The sequence below is a fragment of the Pseudoxanthomonas sp. X-1 genome (assembly GCF_020042665.1).
Classification (GTDB): Bacteria; Pseudomonadota; Gammaproteobacteria; order Xanthomonadales; family Xanthomonadaceae; genus Pseudoxanthomonas_A; species Pseudoxanthomonas_A spadix_A.
In genome coordinates this window covers 2,033,667-2,049,478 of sequence record NZ_CP083376.1, presented here as the reverse complement: position 1 = coordinate 2,049,478, position 15,812 = coordinate 2,033,667, and the positions used below count along the sequence as shown (strand labels likewise).

Genomic DNA, 15,812 nt, shown 5'->3' with positions numbered 1-15,812 from the left:
TCAGCGGGGTCTGGTCGTCAACCGCGCCCTCACGGCGCGGCGATCCGCACCGTCGCCGGCAGCCGGGTGATGCGCAGTGCGCCGTCCTGCCACTGCGCCGCCTTGCCGTCGATGGTCGCCTGGCCCGGCGTGCCCGCGTACGGCCAGGGCAGGACCAGGCCGCCCTTGGGCAGCTTGAGGCCGGCGGGCACGTCGAGCTGCAGCTGGCCATCGGCGCGCCTGAGCGTGTAGCTCAGCGGGCCGTCGGGCGTGCGCAGGCCGGCGATGGCGATGCCCTGCCCGTCCAGCCACGCCGGCGGGATGCCCGCGGCCAGCACCAGGCTGTCGTCCAGCTCGCGCGTGTAGGCGAACATGTCCAGCGCGGTACGCACGAAGTCCGACCCGACCCAGGCATGCGGCAGATCGCCCAGGAAGAACGGCACCCGCGGCGTGTGCGAGACCACCTCGGCCCACTGGTTCCACGGCTGGGGGGTGCGATGGGCGAAGAAGAAGTCCACCGCGCGGTTGGCGCGCGTGCGCCAGCCCAGCCGCACGAACGCGGCCACGTTGCGCCACTCGTAGGGCGTGTAGTCCTTCCACGCGCGCTGGCCGTCGGCGCGGCGCTCGAATTCGGTCCAGTAGCGCTGGAAGGTGTTGTCCAGCAGCGGCTGCGGCAGCTGGCCCTGCTCGCCGCCCGGCGCCAGGGCGATGGTGGTCGAGGTGGAATCGAAGTCGCCCAGTTCGGCCGAGCCCGGCAGGAAATCGATGCCGTGTCCGCGGGCCGCCGCCTGCAGCGACGCCATCAGGTCGGCGCGGAACTGATCGCGCGAGGCGGCCATGCGCTTGGCATCCTCGGTCCTGCCCAGGACCTGGGCCAGTTCGACCGCGTCCTTGTAGCCGCGCAGTGCCCAGAAGTTGTCCCAGTACGAATGCACCGGCTTGGCCGAATAGCCCTCGTGGCTGATCGACACCGGCATCATCCCGTAGAACGCCGGGTCCACGGCGCGGTTCTGCTCGGTGCGCTCGGACAGGCGCAGCTGTTCCATGTAGCGGTAGGCGCCCTCCACGTGCGGCCACATGCGCTGCACGAAGGCGGTGTCGCCGGTGTAGCGCCAGTAGTCGGCGATGGCGAAGATCAGCTCGCCATGGCTGTCGTTCTCCGGCACCGGGTCGCTGCCGCGGCGGTCCACGCAGCACGGCACCATGCCGTCCTTGAACTGGAACGGCGCATACCAGGCGATGTAATCGCGCACCACCTGCGGGCGGCCCATGCGCAGCAGGCCTTCGGAGATCATGGCGCCGTCGCGGATCCAGCTGCGGTTGTACGAGCGCGTGCCCGGCTGCAGGCGCGGCCCCACGCGCGAGATCAGCATGTGCGCGGTGGCGGTGCGCAGCGTATCGACCAGCGGCTGGCCGGCGGCCGGCACGGTGAAGCGCACGCGGTCCAGCTTGTCGCGCCACATCGCCGCCACCGCGTCCTGGCGCGCCTGCGCGCCGCAGTCGGCGGCGGCGACGCTGCTCGAACAGCGCGGTTTGCCGGTCATCGGAATGCGCAGGTCGAACTGGCGCGACTGGCCCGGTTCCAGTTCCACCTCGTAGACGTAGGCCCCCGAGGCCAGGCCGGTGTCGTCGTCGACCCCGGCGCGCTGCGGGAGCGTGGCATCCAGCAGATGCGAGACCGCCATACCGCCATCGAAGCTGGTGGCGAAGGTCGCATCGGGCGCCTGTGAGGCGAACACCCGCGGCGCGCCGTTGACGCGCGCGGTGCGCCCGTCGAAGGCCAGCGATTCGATCCGGCTCACGCCGCCCTGCACGCTCAGGAACTGCGTCGGCGGGTTGACCTGGAACGGCCGCAGCGCCAATGCCAGGCGATAGGCATGCGCGCGACTGTCGGGATTGCGCAGCGTGTAGCGCACCACCAGCTGCGCGTCGGCCGGCGTGCCGTCGGCGAAGGCCGTGGTGGTCAGCGTCAGCGACGGGTGGCTCCATTCCACGCTGGGAATGGGCAGATAGCCGTCCTGCAGGCGCTGCTGCGCCTTGACGTCGGCCCAGCTCAGCAGCCGCCCGTCGGTCACCACGAACGGCTCCACGCTGAAGCCCCCGCGCGCGACCTCGACCGCGCCGTCCTCGCCGATCAGCCCCTGTTCGGTGCCGCCATCCAGGCCGAGGATGGTCCAGTAGGGCTGCTGGCCGCTGAAGCCGCGCGGATACCAGCCCTTGGGCGAGGCGGCCGCGATCGCCTTGACCACCTCGTTGGGCGTGGCCGAGAAAGCCAGCGGCAGGACCTGAAGCTCGGCCAGGCCGAAGGAATTGTGCGGCCCTTCCGACGGCAGCACGCGTACGTAACGCGCCTGGGTTTCCGGCAGCGCGATCCAGTCGGTACCGCCGTCGCCATCGACCACCGCGCGCGCATCGCGCCACTGCACACCGTCGTCGGACAGCTGCACCAGGTAATCACTGGCCTCCTCGCCCGGCTTCCACACCAGCTTGAGGCCGCCGAACTCACGCACGCTGCGCAGGTCCAGGGTCAGCTGCGGCGGCGTCGCCGCATCGAAGTCCGCATACCAGGCCGTGTCCGGATTGCCGTCCACCGCCAGCGCAGCGCTGCTGCCGCCGTTGGCGGTCGAGGCGCTGACCGCGCCGCGCAGCGGGCTGGTGTCCTCCGGCGGCAGCGGGGTGAAGGTGAGCGCGTCGAAGCACACCGAGCCCTTGCCGCCGGCGTTGTTGTAGATCGTGTACTCCAGCTTGGCGCTGTGGCGCAGCGTCTTGTCCGGGTCCGGCCCCCAGGCCTTGTCGATCTGGCGCTTGCGATAGGTCACCGGGGTCCACTCGCCGGGGAAGTCGTAGGCCGGCCGATTGACCCACCACACGTTGTCGCCCGAGGCATCGGTGAGCTTGAACTGCAGATCGTTGGCCGGCGAGGCCCCGCGCAGCTGGAAGTCGAAGCGGTAGTTGTCCGGATAGTCCAGCGCCACCTGGCGCTGCAGGCCCGCGTAACCCGACACCCCGTGGTAGTCGTAGTCCAGGCACAGCGCCTTTCCGCCGTCGGCCCCGGTCATCGTGCGCAGGTTCGCGGTGACCTGGTTGGAGGTCACCACCTTCCAGGTGGAAGGATCGTCGAACGCATCGAGTACGCGCGTCTGCGCTTGCGCAGACGCAGGCAGGCCAAGCGCGATCAAGAAAGCGACAAGCGGGCGGCAACGGGACATGTCAGTAGCCATCGAGAAGTTCATAGAAGGTTGCCAGAGAACCAGCGGCCTGGGCTGTTGCTCTAGCTGTTGCTCTAGCTGTTGCTCTAGCTGTTGCTCTAGCTGTTGCTCTAGCTGTTGCTCTAGCTGTTGCTCTGGCTGTTGCTCTGGCTGTTGCTCTGGCTGTTGCTCTGGCTTGCAACTTACCCCTTAAGGCGCGGCGGAGGGCCGAGGACAAGACCCGTAAGGGCGTCGCACATGGATGTGCGACGTTTTCCGAGTGGACAGGATGTCCCTTCGGAAAATCCCTCGGCCCGCAGCGGACCTGCGCGCAGCGCAGGCGCGCCGCCCGGGGCGTGTTTGACCAGACATTCGTCTGTGGAGGAGCGCTTCTTTTGCCTACTTTTCTTTGCACGAGCAAAGAAAAGTAGGTCGGGCGGCGAAGCCGCACGAAAGCCTTTGCTTGTGTAGGCAAGCCGCTGCGCAATCCCCGTGCCCGCCGAACAGGAAACGTTGCTCGGCCCTCCATGGCGAGACGATCCGACTTCGGAACGTCCGGCCCGGCCATCCCTGGCCGGGCGTTCGGCGCCACGCGCGCCAGTGGCGCGCAAGCGTGGCGCCTCACCCCTTAACACTCCCCAGCAGCAGCCCCTGGATGTAGTACCGCTGCAACAGCAGGAACAGCAGCAGCACCGGCACCACCGTCACCACCGCGCCGGCCATCATCAGTTCCACGTCCATCACGTGCTCGCGCGAGAGCGAGGCCAGCGCCACCGGCAGCGTGTAGTGGTCCTGGTCGGTCAGCACGATCAGCGGCCACATGAAGTCGTTCCAGGCCGCCATGAAGGTGAAGATCGACAGCGTCACCAGCACCGGCTTGAGCATCGGCAGCACGATCTGGAAGAAGATCCGCAGCTCGCCGGCGCCGTCGATGCGCGCGGCCTCCAGCAGCTCATCGGGAATGCTGCGCGCGTACTGTCGCACCAGGAAGATGCCGAACACCGTGGCCAGCGCCGGCACGATCACCCCGCCGAAGCTGTTGACCAGGTGCAGCTGCTTCATCAGCAGGAACAGCGGCAGCATCGCCACCTGCGCCGGGATCACCAGCGCGGCCAGCAGCACCTGGAACACCCGCTCGCGCCCGGTGAAGCGCAGCTTGGCGAAGGCGTAGCCGGCCAGGGTGTTGAACAGTAGCGAGCCCAGGGTGATGGCCAGCGACACGATCAGGCTGTTGACGAAGTTGGCGGCCATGCCGGTGCGTTCGAACAGCTGATGGTAGTTGGCCAGCGTCGAGGCGCTGGGCAGCATCGGCGGCGGGAACCGGCTGGCCTCGCCGGCCGGCATGAACGACACCGACACCATCCATGCCAGCGGCGCCAGGCTGACGATCGCCAGCGCCAGCAGGCCGCCGTTGACCAGGACCGCGTTCCAGCGCGAGCCTCCGACTTCGCGGCTCATGCCAGGCCTCCCGCGCACCGGGCGCACGTGCGCAAGCTCCTCATACCAACCCCTTCCTGCGGCCCAGGCGCAGCATCACGGTGGTCACCGCCAGGATGATCAGGAACAGCAGGAACGCCACCGCCGAGGCGCGGCCCAGGTTCCACCACTTGAAGCCTTCCTCGAACATGAAATACAGCACGCTCACCGTGCTCTGCAGCGGATCGCCGCGGGTCATCACATAGGGCTCGGCGAACAGCTGGAAATAGCCGGAGATGGTGATCACGCCCACCACCAGCAGCACCGGGCCCAGCATCGGCAGGGTGATGTGCCAGAACTGCTTCCAGCGGTTGGCGCCGTCGATGCGCGCGGCCTCGTAGAGGTCCTGCGGGATCGCCTGCAGGCCGGCCAGGAAGATCACCATGTTGTAGCCGAAGTTCTTCCACACCGCGAACAGCATGATCATCGGCATGGCCCAGTGCGGGTCGCCCAGCCAGTCCGGCGCCGGCAGCCCCAGGTGCACCAGCACGTAATTGACCAGCCCGTACTGGGTGTTGAACAGATAGCGCCAGATCACCGCCACCGCCACCAGCGTGGTCACCACCGGGGCGAACAGCGCGGTGCGGAACACGGCCTTGAAGCGCGCGGCCGGCGCGTTGAGCAGCAGCGCGGCGCCCAGCGAGGCGGCGATGGACAGCGGCACGCCCACCAGCACGAAGTAGGTCGTGTTCCACAGCGCCTTCCAGAACATCGGCGTGCGCAGCAGGTCGAGGTAGTTGTCCAGCCCGATGAAGCGCAGGTTGTGCGGGTCGGCCAGCGCGTAGAGATCGAAGTCGGTGACGCTCAGCGCCAGCGCGGCCAGCACCGGCAGGCCGAAGAACACGCCCAGCACGATCAGCGCCGGCGCGGTAAACACCCATCCGGCGAGCGAACGGTTCATCGGGCGGTCTCCGTCTCGGCAGCGGTGGCGGCGCCGGGATGGTCGTCGCGCTCATAGATCCAGCGGCGCTTGGCCAGGATCTTGTCCACGCGCTGGTCCAGGTCGGCCACCGCCGCGTCCTGGCGTTCGCCACCGCGCACCACACGCTCGGTCACCAGCCGCATTTCCTGCACGATGCGCTCCCATTCCAGCACCTTGGGCGTGGGCTTGACCCGCTCGAGCTGGTCGGCGAAGGCGCGCGCCAGCGGATCGCCTTCCAGCTGCGGCGTATGCCAGGTGGAGCGGCGCGGCGGCAGGTCGCCGATCAGCGCGTGGAAGCGCTGCTGGATGTCGGGACGCGAAAGGAACTCGATCAGCTGCCATGCCGCGTCCTTGTTGCGCGAGCGCTGGAAGATCACCAGGCTCGAGCCGCCGGCGATGCCCGCGCCCAGTCCGTGCGGCCCCGGCAGCGCCATCGTGCCCCACTGATCCTTCAGCGCCTCGGGCGCGCGGATGCGGAACTCGCGGATGTTCCAGGGGCCGGACAGGTAGAACGAATAGGTGCCGCGGAAGAACTCGTCCCAGACGTTGGAGACCTGGGTCTCGGACATCTTCGGCGCCCAGCCCTGCTCGAAGGTGTTGGCGTAGAACGCCAGCGCCGCGCGGAAGCCGGGGCTCTCGAAGTTGCCGCGGTTGTCGTGGTCGCGCAGCAGCGGATCGTCCTGCTGCAGGGCCAGCGAGAGCTGCTGCTCGAACTCATTGAGCGGCATCAGGATGGCGTAGCGGTCCGGCCCGACGTGCGCCTTGATCCGCGCCATCGCCGCGTTCCACTGGTCCCAGGTGGTGATCGGCAGCGCCACGCCCGCCTCGCGCAGGATGTCCTTGCGATAGAACAGCAGGCGCGTGTCCACATACCACGGGATGCCCACCAGCTGCCCGTCGATCATGTTGGTCTGCCAGATCCCGGGGAAGTAATCGTCCTGCTTGACCACCGCCGAGCGCTGCACGTAGGGCTCCAGCGGCGTCAGCGCCTTGAGCGTGGCGAACTCGGCGATCCAGGTGTTGCCCAGCTGGCACACGTCCGGCAGCGTGTCGGCGGCGAAGGCGGTCAGCAGCTTCTCGTGCGCGGCGGTGCTGGGGATCTGCTGCAGGTCCACGCGGATGTCGGGATGGGCGGCCTCGAACTCGGGCAGCAGCGTGCCGAGCACCTCGCCCTCGCGGCCGATCGCCCAGAAGCGCACGGTGGTGCGCTGGGCATCGCGCGGCGCGCAGGCCGCCAGCGCGGCGATGCCCGCCAGCAGCAACAGCGCCAGCGCACCGCGCAGGCGGCGGGCGCGTGCGGCGGGCGCGGGAAAACGGCGTGGCTCGCTCATGTCGCCTACTTGGGCTGCTGCGGGCGCTGCTGCTGCGGCGGCTCGGACTGCGAATTGGGGACGCGCGATTCGGCCGTGCCCAGCGCGCGTGCGGTGGCCGCGTCCATCTGGCCCGGCGCCTGGGCCGGCTTGGCGGCCTCGGCCTGCGCGTTCTTGTCCTTGTCGTCCTTGTCCTTCTCATCGCCGGCCAGCCAGCCGCCGGTGAAGCCCGCCCGCTCCAGACCCTTGCGGATGTGCGGGTTCTTCTTCATCACGTTCCAGACGAAATCGTCGCGGTAGTTGGCGATCATCGTCAGGATCGGGCCCTGGTCGATGCCGATGTAGTCGCTGCCCACCCAGCCGTTGTCCGGGACCACGCGGCCGGTCTTGATCGGAATGTCGTAGGTGAAGCTGCGGTTGAACGCGTCCAGGAAGCCATAGCTGGAATAGATGTAGTCGCCGAAGCGCTTGTGCATCTCCTCGGTGGCCGGGATCACGATCTCCGGCGCGAACGGCAGCGAGGCGATGGCCGCGGTCGGGGCGATGGTGCCATCGTCGAAGTTGTCGCGCAGGCCGGCGCCGCGCGCCGAGTAGTGGCGGAACTCGCGCTGCTCGCCGCGGTACTCCTGCAGGGTCTGCTGCGGACCGTCCGAGGCGGTCAGGCCCCACACGTTCTCGCCGTAGTCCTTCCACTTCATCGGGTTGGAGATGGCGTACTGGCGATGGGCGTAGGCGGCGCGACGGCTGTTCTCGAAGTAGTCCATGCCGTGCTCGCGCATGTAGTCGTCCTGGATGCCGCGGAAGTCCACCCACACGTGCGTGTACTGGTGGGTGAACAGCGGGCCGTAGGACAGGTACTCCTGGCCCTGGTAGACGCCCCAGATCTCGTTGTAGCTCCGCGTCCACACCTGCCAGGCGTCGGGCTCCACCGCATGGGTGGGCGAACCCAGCGCCAGGATGTAGACCATCATGCCTTCGCTGTAGCCGGTCCAGTCGTGGTTGATGAAGCCGCTCTCGGGGAACCAGCCCATGGAGATCAGCGGCGAGCGCGGCTGGATCCAGGTCCAGTCCACGCGCCGGTAGATCTGTTCGGCCAGGTCGCGGATCTGCTTCTCGCGCGGGTCGTCGCCGTCGTAATAGGACTGGGCGAACAGCACGCCCATCAGCAGCAGCGAGGTGTCCACCGTGGACAGCTCCACCCAGCTGGAGAAGCGCTGCCCGGTCTGCATGTCCAGGAAGTGGTAGTAGAAGCCCTTGTACCCGGCCGTGCCGGTGGGCTGCTTGCCCTGCTTGAGCTCGTAGAGGAACTTCAGCGTGGTCAGCGTGCGGTCCACCGCCTGGCTGCGGCTGACCCAGCCGTTCTCGATGCCGATCGGATAGGCGGTCAGGGCAAAGCCCACCGAGGCCACCGAGGCGAACGGCCGCGAAGGATAGCGGTCCGGCGTCATGCCGTTGCTTTCGTTGGTGGTGTCCCAGAAGAACTGGAAGGTCCGGCGCTCGATGTCGCGGAACAGCGGGGACAGCTCGGGTTTCTTGTCTTCCACGGGAAGCTCGACGGGCGGACGCCCGGTCACCTTGACCGGCTTGACGGGCGTGGGTTCGGGCTGCTGCTGGCATGCCGCCAGCAGCACGGCCAGGGCCGATGCGGTCATCGGCAGCAGCGAGGTGAGGCGTCGGCGCGTCTTCAAGGCTCAGAATCCATGTAAACGTTTACACCTGCAAACAAAGTCCGGCGCAAAACGAAAGCGGTGCGGGGAGTCCCCCGGCCGGTCGGCGAACCGGCCGGGGTGGCGCAAGGTTACCAGTCCAGGCCGAAGGAGAGCTTGAACATGCGCGGCGGCCACTGCGTCTCGGTGCCGTTGCGCGTGCCCAGCAGGGCGCTGGTGTAGTCGGTGTTGTACTGGGTGAAGTTCTTCCAGTTGAACACGTTGAACACATCGCCACGGATGCGCATCTTGATGTCGGTCCCCGTATCGAACACCTTCTCCAGCGCCAGATCGAGCTGCTTGAAGCCCAGCGTGTGGTCCGGCGTGTAGGAGGCGAACCGGCAGTCGCCCGTCCCGGCCCGGCAGTCCACCGCGGCCAGGGGCTCGGGGGTGGCCAGGGTCAGCTTGCTGGACAGGTTGATGCCCCAGAAGCCGGTCATCCCGGTCACCACCAGGCGCTGGCGCGGCACGCCGGCCGAACGCAGGAACGGCTGGCCGTCCAGGTTGGGCAGGTCGAACAGGTAATGCTCGCCGGTATCGGCCGAGCTCAGCCGGTTCTCCTTGGCATCGCTGAAGGTGTAGGCGATGGTCACGCCCCAGGGCGATTCCTCGCTGTACGGCTTGTCGGCCGACAGCAGCAGCTGGTTGAGCTTGGTGTCGATGCCGTTGTCCACCAGGATCAGGTTGCCGTAGCCGGGAATGGGCTCGTTGCCGGCGTAGTTGGCCCACTGCGCGCCATCGCCATGGAAGGAGCCGTCCGGATAGCGGTTGCCGCCGGTGAACAGCAGCCCGTCGTAGCTGCGCACGTGGGCGATGGCCACCGAGGTGTTCCACGCCACGCCGCCCAGGTCGACGATGTTGCGCATGCCGATGCTGAACTGGTCCGAATACGGCGTCTTGAGGTGGTTGTTGAGCAGCGTCACCTCCGAGCCCAGGTTCGGATTGGCCGCGGCCAGCGCGTCGAGCCGGGCCGGATCGAAATAGCTCGGGTCCCAGGCCAGGCAGGTGTCCTGCCCGACCGTGCACGGATGCGCGGCGGTGTCGAAGTTGTAGGTGTAGGGCGCGAAGGAGGTCGACAGCTGTTCCAGCGCCAGGTAGTCGAACAGGTTGCGGTCGAACGAACGCCCGGCGCCACCGAAGATCACGTGCCGCTGGTCCCCCGCCAGGTCATAGGAGAACCCGAAGCGCGGCGCCCAGTTGTTCTTGTCGGCCTTGCGGTTGGAGCCGGTGGAAATGTAGTCGTTGATGTCGTAGTCGGTGTTGGCGATGTTGCTCCACCCTCGCAGCGCGGTGACCAGGCCGGCCGGAGTGACGAAGTCCTGGTAGGCCGGCGTCTTCTCGTAGTCGTAGCGCACGCCGAGGTTCAGTTCGAGCTTGTCGGTGACCTGCCAGTCGTCCTGCAGATAGATGCCGAACTGCTTGTTCTTCGACGTCACCGCCTCGTCGCTGCGCCCCGGCAGCGAGGACTGGAAGCTCACCCGGTAAGGGACGAAATCCGCCAGCGTCGTGCGGCCTTCGGCCAGGTTCTCGTAGTAATCCACGCGGTACTGCGGGTTGGCCGGATTGCGCTGCAGCGAGCCGACTTCCACGTCCTTGTACTTCACCCCGCCCTTGAGGGTATGGCCCTCCCAGCCGAAGAAGGTCAGATCGTTCTGCAGGCCGTTGCCCTTCTGGCGCTTGTCCTGGTAGTCCGGGCCGCCACCGAGGTTGAGGATGGCTTCGCCGTCGGTGTTGTTGACGCGGTTGTTGCGGATCTCGTACCCGGGCCCGGCGCCGATCGGACGCGGGCTCCAGGCATCGTCCTCGCGCGTCAGGTGCAGGTCGTTGAGCCAGTTCTCGTTGCTGAACTGCCAGCGCAGGTCGAAGCGCTTGGAATCGTTGGTCTTGTCGCTGCCGTAGCTGTAGACGTTCGGGCCGTCGCCGACGTTGGTCAGCTCGGATTCGTCGCGGATCTTGGCCGACAGCTCGACCAGGTTGTTCTCGTTGGCCTGCCAGGTCAGCTTGCCGAAGTAGTTGTCCTGCTTGAACGGCACGGTCGCCGGGCCCAGGTAGTCGGCCAGTTCCGGCGTGAGATCGGCCGGGTCGAAGGCGCTGTCGCCGACCCGCACAGTGCGCGGGCGATCGATGCGCTTGGCCTCGTAGGTGGCGAAGAAGAACAGCTTGTCGCGCACGATCGGGCCGCCGAAGGACGCACCGTACTGCTCCTCGCTCGAATCGACCTTCTCCTGGCCCGGCTGCGACTCGGCGTAGGTCGGCGCGCGCCAGTCGCCGGTGGTGTAGTCTCGGAAGAAGTGCCCTTCGAATGCGTTCGTGCCCGACTTGGTCAACGCGGTCACCGCCGCGCTGGAGACCTGGTCGTACTCGGCCTTGTAGTTCGAGGTGATGACCTTGTACTCGCCGATGGCCAGCTGCGGGAACGGGTTGCCGCTGGAGGAGTCCTGGCCGCTGACCCCGCCGGGCAGCACGTAGTTCTTCTGCCCCACGCCATCGATGAACACGTTGGTGCCGGTGCTGCTCTGCGCGCCGCTGCGTAGCCTGGCCGAGCCGTCCGAGGACTGCTCGAAGATCATGCCCGGCACCGTGTCGGCGAAGGCCAGGAAGTTGCGCGACGCCTGCGGCAAGGCCTGGATCTGTGCCTGGCTGACGTAGGTGGCGACCTCGGAGGTCTTGGTCTCGGCGATCACCGGCGGCGCGGTGACCTTGACCGCGTCCAGGTCCTTGGCCTGGCCGCCCGGCGTGACCGCCGCGCTGGCGGCGCCTTCCAGGTTCAGCGTGGCGGTCTGCCCGACCTGCAGGGTGAGTTCCTTGCTGGTGGCCGCGCCATCGGCGACCACGTCGACCTTGTACGGACCAGGCGGCAGGCCGCCGACGATGTAGCTGCCATCGGCGCCCACGCGCGCCGCACGGCTCAGGCCCGTGCTGGTGTTGGTGACGGTCACCGTGGCGCCCTCGCCCGCACCGCTGACCTGGCCGCGCAGGGTCGCCGAGGTGGACTGGGCCGACGCCAGCGGCACGGCGCCGAGCGCCAGGCAGCCGGTGAGCGCGCAGCTGAGCAGCCGGCGCGTGGGACGGAAACGGTGGGATCGGTTTGCTTGGACGTGCTTCATGTTGGCCCTCCCGGGGCATACCCAAACGCTGCTTGGGTGGTCAAGAACGACGCAGGTGCTGCGACGGAGGAAAGCCGCCGCGCAAGGGGCGCGGCGGAATTACCCCTGTCCGGCCGGTGCGGATGCGCGCACGACCAGTTCGGGGATCAGGGGTGGTGGATCGGGCAGCGCCAGCGGCGCCTTTGCCTGGATGTCCTGGAGCAGCCGCCGCAGGGCGTTGGCGCCCAGTTCGGCGATGCTGATGCGCATGGTGGTCAGAGGGGGATGGACGAAGCGCGCCACCGGCACGTCGTCGAAGCCGGCCAGGGCGATGTCCCGCGGCACCCGCAGGCCGGCCTGGTTGAAGGCGAACAGACAGCCCAGCGCCATCGTGTCGTTGGCGGCGAAGACCGCATCGGGCCTGTGCTCGGCGGCCAGCAGCGCGGTGCCGGCTTCCATTCCCGAGGCCTCGTCGAAACGCCCCGGCAGCACCTGTTCGGGCACGCCGGGCAGCAGTTCGGCCAGCGCGTCGCGATAGCCGCGCAGGCGCTGGGCCGCGTCGAAGTTGCCTTCGGGCCCGGCAATGAAGGCGATGCGCCGGCGACCGCTGGCCACCAGGTGGCGCATCATCGTCACCGCGCCGCCGTGGTTGTCGATGTTCAGGACCGGATAGTCGCCTTCGGGCAGCTGGGTGTTGATCAGCACCACCGGCAGGCCGTCGGGCAGGTTGTCGGTGAGGAAGCCCGGCTGGTCGGCATAAGGCGAGAGCACCAGCAGTCCATCCACGCGCCCGCGCATCGCGCGCAACGCCGCACCCTGGGCCTCCTGCGCGCCGTGGTAGCTGGACACCAGCAGATGGCGGCGATGCTCGCGCGCCACGCCATCGATGCCGCGGATCAGTTCGGAGAAGAAGTCGCCGTACAGGTCCGGCAGGACCACGCCGATGGTCTGGGTGCTGCGGCTGCTCAGGCTGCGCGCGGCCGCGTGCGGCTGGTAGCGCAGGCGCCGGGCGGTCTCCAGGACCAGCTTGCGCACCTCCGCGGCGACGTTGGCGTGGCCATTGAGGGCCCGCGAGACGGTCGCCACCGAGACCTGCGCCTCGCGCGCCACATCCCGGATGGTGATGGTTCCGCTTCGCGACATCCGCCCTCCGCGATCTGCCTGACGTGTTCGAGCCCGGACTGTAATCGGTTCCAAGCCGCGTGGTAAATGCGACGTTCGGCCGATGCTAGGGCGATGACGCATCAAAAGCCCGCGAAACCCCGCCCCTGCGGACTCCGCGCGGCGCCCCGCCAGGCCGGTGCATCCGGCCGGCTCAGGCGCGGGCCGCCTCGCCCGGGGTCTGGGCGATGATGCTCATGGCGTGGATGTCGGTCTGCATCATCGGGCCCAGTGCGGCATACACCAGCCGGTGCCGCGCCAGCGGCAGCTTGCCGGCGAAGGCCTCGCTGACGACGCGCACCCTGTAGTGCCCGCGCCCGTCGCGCGCGCCGGCGTGACCCGCATGACGGTGACTCTCGTCCTCCAGCTCCAGCAGCGTCGGCGCCAGGCCGGCGTCCAGCGCCTGGCGGATGCGCTCGATCCGGGTCGTCGCTCCACTCATGGCAACGCCTTCAGGAACGGTCGCACGTCCACCCGCGCATAGACGCCGGCGAGCGCGTACGGATCGGCGACGGCCCAGGCGCGTGCGTCCTCCAGCGAGTCGAACTGCGCGATCACGATGCTGCCGCTGAAGCCGGCCGGGCCCGGGTCGGGCGAATCGATCGCCGGGCACGGGCCACAGACCAGCAGCCGGCCGGCATCGAGCAGGGCCTGCAGACGCGCCAGATGCGCCGGGCGCGCCGGCTGGCGCAGCGGCAGGGAATCGGGGACGTCGTGACCTTCGATGGCGTACCACATGGCGTGAGAACCGCTGGGCTTGGGAGGGCGCCCGATTGTACGGATGATTGCCGCGCTGGACAGGCGCGCGGCCAGACCGTACTCTTTGAACCCGATTGGCACGGCACGACCCGCAGCGGCCATCGCCCAGGCTCCCTTGGACCTGTCCGCGACCCACACCGCTGCCAAGCGCGTCCTGAAAGCCAGACCACCTTGTCTCCCGTTGCCCGCCGCCCTCCCCACAGGCGCGTGCCGCATTGGCTTACGTGCGCGCCGTGATGGCCCACGCAAGGCTTGACCACCTGCAGTACCCCGGCGCGTCCCCTCGCGGGAAGCGCGTGCCCCCTGGCAATCGCAGGGCCGGCCGTGGCGTTCCCCCACGCCATCCGGTCCGGACCGCAGTGTTGACGCGACCCGCTTTCGACCTTCGATGACATCGCAATCCGCGCCCGACGCGACCGCTTCCACCGACAAGCCGCACAACCCGCAGCAGCACGAGATGCCGCTGGCGATGGTGCATGGCCAGCCGGTGCTGCAGATCCCGCAGGACCTGTACATCCCGCCGGACGCGCTGGAGGTGATCCTCGATGCGTTCGAAGGCCCGCTGGACCTGCTGCTGTACCTGATCCGCCGGCAGAACCTGGACATCCTGGACATCCCGGTGCTGGAGATCACCCGCCAGTACGTGGATTACATCAACGTCATGCAGGAGCTGCGGTTCGAACTGGCGGCCGAGTACCTGGTGATGGCCGCGATCCTGGCCGAGATCAAGTCGCGCATGCTGCTGCCGCGGCCGCAGGCCGAGGACGGCGAGGAAGGCGACCCGCGCGCCGACCTGGTGCGCCGCCTGCAGGAGTACGAGCGCTTCAAGCAGGCCGCCGAGGACATCGACGCCCTGCCCCGCCAGGACCGCGACACCGCCGTGGCCCACGCCCATGTCCCGGACCGCACCGCCATCAAGGTGCCGCCGGAAGTGGACCTGAAGGAGATGCTGCTGGCGCTGCACGATGTGCTCAAGCGCGCCGAGCTGTTCTCCGGCCACGCGATCAAGCGCGAGGCGCTGAGCGTGCGCCAGCGCATGGGCGAGGTGCTCTCGCGGCTGGAGGACGGCAAGTTCCACCGCTTCGAGGCCATGTTCACCGTGGCCGAGGGCCGGCTCGGCGTGCTGGTGACCTTCCTGGCGATGCTGGAACTGGCCAAGGAGCAGCTGCTGGACATCGTCCAGGAGGCGCCGCTGGCGCCGATCTACATCAAGTCCCTGGCGCTGAACAACACCAACGAGCCGCTGCAGTTCTCCAGCGAGTTCGACGACACCGACGCGGCCAACGACGCATGAGCGCGCCGGCCACCACCCCCCGCACGCGCTGACGGCGCGGCCAAGACCCTCGCATGCACGAAGACGACGCTTTCGATACCGAGACCGCGGCCGCACCGGTCGCCCAGGCGGACCAGGGCCTGATCAACCGCATCGTCGAGGCCGCGCTGCTGGCCTCGGCCCAGCCGATGAGCCTGGCGCAGCTGGCCGAGCTGTTCCCGGAGGACCGCCCGGCGCCGGAAGGCAGCCTGGACCTGGCGCTGGAACAGCTCGCGCGGGCCTGCGCCGAGCGCGGCGTGGAGCTGGTCGAGGTCGCCAGCGGCTGGCGCTACCAGGTCAAGCAGGACGTGCATGCCTGGGTCAGCCGCATGTGGACCGAGCGCAAGACCCGCTACACCCGCGCCACCCTGGAGACCCTGGCGCTGATCGCCTACCGCCAGCCCATCACCCGCGGCGAGATCGAGCAGGTGCGCGGTGTGGCGGTCAGCAGCAACATCATCCAGGCGCTCGAGGAGCGCGAGTGGATCCGCGTGGTCGGCCACCGCGACGTGCCGGGCAGGCCGGCGCTGTTCGGCACCACCCGCGCGTTCCTGGACTACTTCGGGCTCAAGCGCCTGGACGAACTGCCGCCGCTGTCCGAGCTGAAGGACATCGCCGAGCTCGACCCGCAGCTGCCGCTGCCCGGCGCCCCGCTGCCGGCGCGCGCCGCCGCCGAGGGCCAGCCCGACGCGGATGCGGATGCGGAGGCCGCGCCGGCCGATGACGCCGCCACCGGCGACGACGACGGCGAACAGCCGGCCTCCCACGATTCCACGCCTGCGCAGGACGCGCCGGAGACCGACGACGGCACTTCGCCGCCGGCCACGCAGGACGCCCCCGACCTCGACGCGCCCCCCGTGGACGCGGCCGACCCCACCGACGCACCGCAGACGGACGCGTCGGCTTCCACCAC

General features: G+C 68.7%; 10 protein-coding genes and 1 pseudogene. 2 read left to right on the top strand and 9 right to left on the bottom strand.

Translation table 11 applies throughout. From position 1 onward, the window contains the following. Positions 1–29: 29 nt before the first annotated feature. The 9 genes from LAJ50_RS09060 to LAJ50_RS09020 form a co-directional block, all read right to left on the bottom strand. Positions 30–3,188 (bottom strand): discoidin domain-containing protein, encoded by a 3,159-nt coding sequence (locus tag LAJ50_RS09060; RefSeq protein ID WP_138654315.1) that lies wholly within the window; start codon positions 3,186–3,188, stop codon positions 30–32. A 600-nt stretch (positions 3,189–3,788) separates the two neighbouring features. Continuing rightward, positions 3,789–4,625: a carbohydrate ABC transporter permease gene (locus LAJ50_RS09055; protein ID WP_138654317.1), complete on the bottom strand. Its 837-nt coding sequence runs from the start codon at positions 4,623–4,625 to the stop codon at positions 3,789–3,791. A gap of 40 nt (positions 4,626–4,665) precedes the next feature. Beyond that, complete coding sequence (locus LAJ50_RS09050; protein ID WP_138654319.1) at positions 4,666–5,544, bottom strand: sugar ABC transporter permease; 879 nt, start codon at positions 5,542–5,544, stop codon at positions 4,666–4,668. Then, positions 5,541–6,896 (bottom strand): sugar ABC transporter substrate-binding protein, encoded by a 1,356-nt coding sequence (locus tag LAJ50_RS09045; protein WP_138654321.1) that lies wholly within the window; start codon positions 6,894–6,896, stop codon positions 5,541–5,543. Before LAJ50_RS09045 ends, LAJ50_RS09050 begins: the two co-directional genes overlap by 4 nt. 5 nt (positions 6,897–6,901) lie before the next feature. Continuing rightward, positions 6,902–8,527: a glucoamylase family protein gene (locus tag LAJ50_RS09040; RefSeq protein WP_130552220.1), complete on the bottom strand. Its 1,626-nt coding sequence runs from the start codon at positions 8,525–8,527 to the stop codon at positions 6,902–6,904. Between the two features lie 146 nt (positions 8,528–8,673). Further along, positions 8,674–11,688: a TonB-dependent receptor gene (locus LAJ50_RS09035; protein WP_138654323.1), complete on the bottom strand. Its 3,015-nt coding sequence runs from the start codon at positions 11,686–11,688 to the stop codon at positions 8,674–8,676. 99 nt (positions 11,689–11,787) lie between these two features. Next, entirely contained in the window at positions 11,788–12,810 is a 1,023-nt protein-coding gene (locus LAJ50_RS09030) for a LacI family DNA-binding transcriptional regulator (protein WP_130552167.1), read from the bottom strand. 172 nt (positions 12,811–12,982) lie between these two features. Continuing rightward, the gene (locus LAJ50_RS09025) at positions 12,983–13,270 is read right to left on the bottom strand and encodes a BolA family protein (protein ID WP_130552169.1); all 288 of its coding nucleotides are present in this window, start codon (positions 13,268–13,270) and stop codon (positions 12,983–12,985) included. After that, positions 13,267–13,566, bottom strand: a complete 300-nt coding sequence (locus tag LAJ50_RS09020) for a YciI family protein (protein WP_130552171.1) — start codon at positions 13,564–13,566, stop codon at positions 13,267–13,269. The genes LAJ50_RS09025 and LAJ50_RS09020 overlap by 4 nt, the downstream gene beginning before the upstream one ends. Before the next feature lie 409 nt (positions 13,567–13,975). Between LAJ50_RS09020 and LAJ50_RS09015 the strand changes: the two genes are divergently transcribed. Together LAJ50_RS09015 and scpB are read left to right on the top strand one after the other, a co-directional pair. Beyond that, a complete protein-coding gene (locus tag LAJ50_RS09015; RefSeq protein ID WP_130552173.1) occupies positions 13,976–14,881 on the top strand; it encodes a ScpA family protein in 906 nt (301 codons plus the stop codon). 53 nt (positions 14,882–14,934) lie between these two features. Then, positions 14,935–15,600 (top strand): annotated as a pseudogene (scpB, locus tag LAJ50_RS09010) (SMC-Scp complex subunit ScpB); the annotation flags it as partial. Positions 15,601–15,812 lie beyond the last annotated feature (212 nt).